Annotated in this window: 4 protein-coding genes; 2 read left to right on the plus strand and 2 right to left on the minus strand. The window is 46.6% G+C overall.

Annotated elements, in window-relative coordinates; translation table 11 throughout:
- Nucleotides 1–58 precede the first annotated feature (58 nt).
- Nucleotides 59–364 carry a hypothetical protein gene (locus tag V6C93_RS21000; protein ID WP_333478625.1) on the plus strand — a complete coding sequence of 102 codons (306 nt, stop codon included), beginning with the start codon at nt 59–61 and terminating at the stop codon, nt 362–364.
- Nucleotides 365–497: 133 nt separating this feature from the next.
- Nucleotides 498–659, plus strand: coding sequence for a hypothetical protein (locus V6C93_RS21005; protein ID WP_333478626.1), 162 nt, complete (start codon nt 498–500; stop codon nt 657–659).
- Between the two features lie 34 nt (nt 660–693).
- On the opposite strand, the gene V6C93_RS21010 is transcribed toward V6C93_RS21005, so the two are convergent.
- Nucleotides 694–2,295, minus strand: a complete 1,602-nt coding sequence (locus V6C93_RS21010; RefSeq protein WP_333478627.1) for a B12-binding domain-containing radical SAM protein — start codon at nt 2,293–2,295, stop codon at nt 694–696.
- Nucleotides 2,296–2,508: 213 nt separating this feature from the next.
- Complete coding sequence (locus V6C93_RS21015; protein WP_333478628.1) at nt 2,509–4,104, minus strand: B12-binding domain-containing radical SAM protein; 1,596 nt, start codon at nt 4,102–4,104, stop codon at nt 2,509–2,511.
- Nucleotides 4,105–4,483 lie beyond the last annotated feature (379 nt).

The following is a 4,483-nucleotide window of genomic DNA, read 5'->3' on the forward strand; positions in this document are numbered from 1 at the left end:
GAGTAACAATCACCCGTTAGATGGTGGTAATTCAGTCAAGTACTTGAACTAATAAACAATGACATCCACAATAGGCGATCGGGGCAGAACGATGAACTCTACACTAATTACTGACGAAATACCCAACTTCAACGAAGCCCATATTGATTTTATCGAGACTACGCCTTTACCTCAGTCTCACCAGATTAAAGAGAGATGGAGAGGGGCAATCGCGAACTTAGAACAGCAGAACATTGGCTGGCTCGACATTCTCAGCGTCATGGCAAATATCGCAGAGCAACAGTGGGATGAACAGCTTGTCGAGGTACCCAAGCCCCTAACTCGTCAGTTGAAGCGACATAGGAAAGTCCTCCGCGATCTTTGAGTGCAAGCAAGCACTTCAGCGATTGGAGTCAATTGTTGTCTTAAGTGGCGTTAGGACTGGGAACTCTAAACATTCCGGGTTGTTCCGATCGAATAGAGAAGTAGTAAGTTTCTTCCTTTTCCTAGAACAACCGATGAGACTCCGTACCTGGATAGGAATTGTTTTTGCCCTAGCCTTACCTTTACTCTGTTTGTCTCTAGTATTAACTTTAGTCAGCAATCAGCAAAGCGATCGCTCTTGGAGGAGAGAGCAACCTCGTTCGTATCACAATCAACCAGAACCTATCGTTGAGTGATGTTGCACCCCTCCTCTGACTTTTACGACAGAAGTCAAACAGTGATGCTCATGGAATTTTTTGCCTCTTCTCTGGATAATTGCGATTTCGCCTGTTGTGCCAGATATTCAGCCAACTGAGCTTCAATCTGTTCCTTAACAATCTGGCGATACTCGAGAAAATGCTCGATTTGAGCGCAGGTGGATAAATAACTACTCAAACCGCCCGGATTATGTCGGTACATACTCAATAAATTGCGCCAAAACTGCCAACGAGTCTTGCGCAAAACGCCCTGCCGCCAGCCAATGGTAAGAAACGCCCGAATCACCGGCCAATTTAACTTCTTCTTCGAGGATTTTCCTTTCTTGGGATACGTTGCCTCTCCTAAGATGCGATAGTGGCGGTAGGTGCGATCTAGAAAGCGTGCTGGATCGTACAGTTGCCAAAAGGCATCGACATATTCACGGGCAATCTCTTCTAGGGGACGAGTTGGCACAAAGTTCATCAATGTAGCTTGATTGATATCAGCAGATTCGCTACGCAGGCGTCCCTCTTGCTTGAGACGGTTCCAGAGGGCTGTATCGGGTAGTGCTTGCAACATGCTGAAGAGGGCTGTGGGAATTGCTGTTTGCTCAACGAAGCGAACAATACGAGAACCGGCCCCCGCTTTTTCGCCATCAAAGCCAATAATGAACCCAGCCATTACCCGCAATCCCGATCGCGTAATGGCATGTACGGACTCGCTGAGAGAGTCTCTGGTGTTCTGGAACTTCTGAGTTAGGGCTAAACTCTCCTCGTCTGGTGTCTCAATGCCTAAAAACACAGCCCCAAAATTACACTGCACCATTAGATCCATCAATTCTTGGTCTTTTGCCAAATCGACTGAGGCTTCCGTCGCAAACGAGAAGGGATACCCGTGCTCGACCATCCAAGGTTTTAATTCCTTGAGAAATAGCTTGACATTGCGCTTATTGCCAATAAAGTTATCGTCCACCATAAAAATGCTGCGCCGCCAACCCAACTCATACAGACGTTCTAGTTCAGCCAGGAGTTGTGCTGGGGTTTTAGTACGAGGTTTGCGGCCGTAGAGGACGATGATGTCGCAGAATTCGCACTGAAAGGGACAGCCTCGCGAAAACTGAACTGACATTTCGGAATAAGCGTCAAACTCTAGTAAATCAAAGCGAGGAATGGGCGTTTCCGTCACATCCGGCTTTTCTCCCCCACTGCGGAAAACCCCTTCTGTTTCTCCCCGTTCAATGGCTTCCACGAATAGAGGTAAGGTAATTTCCCCTTCATCCAAAATCAAATAGTCTGCGCCCGACGATTTAGCTTCATCAGGTAAGGCAGTTGGGTAGGGGCCACCGACAGCAACAGCTTTTCCTCGCCGTTTTGCTTCCTGAATTTGCCTGAGGAAATCCTCCTTTTGCACGATCATTGCTGAAAGGATAACTAAATCTGCCCAATCCCACTCCGCTTCTGTGACTTGCCTGACATTGCGGTCTACTAGTTTAAATTCCCATGTTTGGGGCAGAATGGCTGCTACTGTGACTAAACCTAAGGGCGGCAACATTGCCTTACGACCCAGCAACGCCAATGTTTTCTCAAACGACCAAAAACTTTTAGGAAACAGGGGATATAAAAGTAAAACTTTCACGTAACGTCAAACCTCAATTTGCACTCTTAGTTTGTCTGCTTTGGTGATGCACCATTGACGATGAGGCAGCCATGCTCTACATCGCTAAGCTGTTTTGGACTTTACACAGCGAGATCGGATTGCACCCGGATAAAACAGCCTCTTCCGATACACCCAAGCAATGACAAGACTGATGTCCTAGAACATCAGTCACTTCAAAACTGGCTATGGCAACTAATTCGCGATCGCCTTGACTTTCTGACTGGTGTCTTCCATCTCATCCACTTTTAACTTCGCCTCTTGGGCGAAAAACTCACTTAATTGAGCTTCAATCTGATCGCGCACAATCTGGCGATACGCCAAAAAATGCTCGTTGTGAGCACAGACGGTGAGGTAATGGTCCCAGACACCAGGGTTATTCTTGATAATGCTAAATAGGTGGTGCCAGAACTTCCAGCGCGTCTTGCGCTTCACTCCCTGACGCCAAGCGATAATCAACAGTGCCTTGAGATCGACTACACTTGGGACTTTGGCAGGAGGCTTACATTTTGGTGCTCCTAGCATCAAGAAATGGCGATAGGTACGATCCAAAAAGCGCTCCGGCTCATATAGCTCACAAAACGCCTCAACGTATTCTCTGGCAATTTCTTCTAGAGGTCGAGTTGGGATAAAGTTCATCAACGTCGCCTGGTCAATATCGCTGCCTTTGCTAAGCAAGCGTCCCTCTTTTTCTAATCTCTCCCAGAGGGCTGTATTGGGTAAAGCCTGTAATATTCCAAATAGACCTGTGGGAATTGCCGTTTGCTCGATAAACTGGACGATGCGCGAACCCGCCCCAGTTTTTTCCCCATCAAAGCCAATAATGAATCCAGCCATCACCCGTAACCCTGCTCGTGTGATGATTTCTACCGAGTCCCTGAGCGTGGTGCGAGTATTCTGGAATTTCTTAGTCAGTTCCAAGCTGGCTTCATCGGGCGTCTCAATTCCTAGAAACACCCCGTTAAAATTGCACTCAACCATCAGATCCATCAGTTCTTGGTCTTGGGCGAGGTCAACGGAAGCTTCGGTATTAAAGCTGAAGGGATACTGGTGTTCGGCTTGCCAAACTTTCAATTGTTTGAGGAATAACTTGACATTGCGCTTATTGCCAATGAAGTTGTCATCCACCATGAAGATGCTACGACGCCATCCGAGTTGGTAGAGATAATCCAACTCGGCTATAAGTTGTTCAGGGGTCTTAGTCCGAGGTTTGCGACCGTAAAGGACGATGATGTCACAAAATTCACACTGAAAGGGACAACCCCTAGAAAACTGTACTGACATGGAATCGTAAGCATCCAATTCCAATAAATCAAAGCGGGGAATTGGTGTTGTCGTCACATCGGGTTTTTCGCCACCCGCACGGAAAATTCCTCCCTTCTCCCCACGCTGAATCGCTTCGACAAACAGGGGTAGGGTAATCTCACCTTCATCCAATATCAGGTAATCCGCCCCTGCTTCTATGGCTTCATGAGGGACAGACGTTGGGTAAGGACCACCACAGGCAACTCGCTTGCCTCGCTGTTTCGCTTCTCGAATTTGTAGGAGTAAATCTTTTTTCTGAACAATCATTGCGGAGAGAATGACGATTTCTGCCCACTCCCATTCTTCCTCGGTGACAGCAGGAACGTTCCGGTCTACTAACTTGAATTCCCACTCTTGGGGCAAAATTCCCGCTACTGTCACTAAGCCCAAAGGTGGTAGTAAGACCTGGCGATCGACTAACTCTAAAACTTTTTCAAAAGACCAAAAACTTTTAGGGAACAGAGGGTATACAAGCAAAACCTTCATTTGAGGTCAAATCTCATTTTAACTACGGTTTATCTGCTCTCTTGACGCACTCCCGATCGGAGAGACAGTACTGTTCAATGTTGCCCAGCTATTTTTCAAATGTTTTTCAGATCTACACAGCACTCAGCCTGTAGCCGGATAAAACAGCTCAGCCATTACAGGACAAGCACTTGCCCTCAGGAGTGCTATCTGAAAAGCGATCGCTTTTTGGATAGTTCAAAGGCTTGACACCCAGAAAAACGTTTACTAGTTGCTGACTTTATCATAATTTCATAAATCAGCGCTAAATGCCTACCGTTTAAAAAGCAATCGCAAATTTTTTTACGGAGCTTATTCTGAGCTTTAGAATTTTAAAAGATTGACAATCTGACTAAACAGC

Source organism: Allocoleopsis sp. (assembly GCF_036703385.1).
Classification (GTDB): domain Bacteria; phylum Cyanobacteriota; class Cyanobacteriia; order Cyanobacteriales; family Coleofasciculaceae; genus Allocoleopsis.

Coding starts and splice junctions, on each gene's coding strand:
- V6C93_RS21005 (WP_333478626.1), top strand. CDS start 498: ATGAGACTCCGTACCTGGATAGGAATTGTTTTTGCCCTAGCCTTACCT.
- V6C93_RS21000 (WP_333478625.1), top strand. CDS start 59: ATGACATCCACAATAGGCGATCGGGGCAGAACGATGAACTCTACACTA.
- V6C93_RS21015 (WP_333478628.1), bottom strand. CDS start 4,104: ATGAAGGTTTTGCTTGTATACCCTCTGTTCCCTAAAAGTTTTTGGTCT.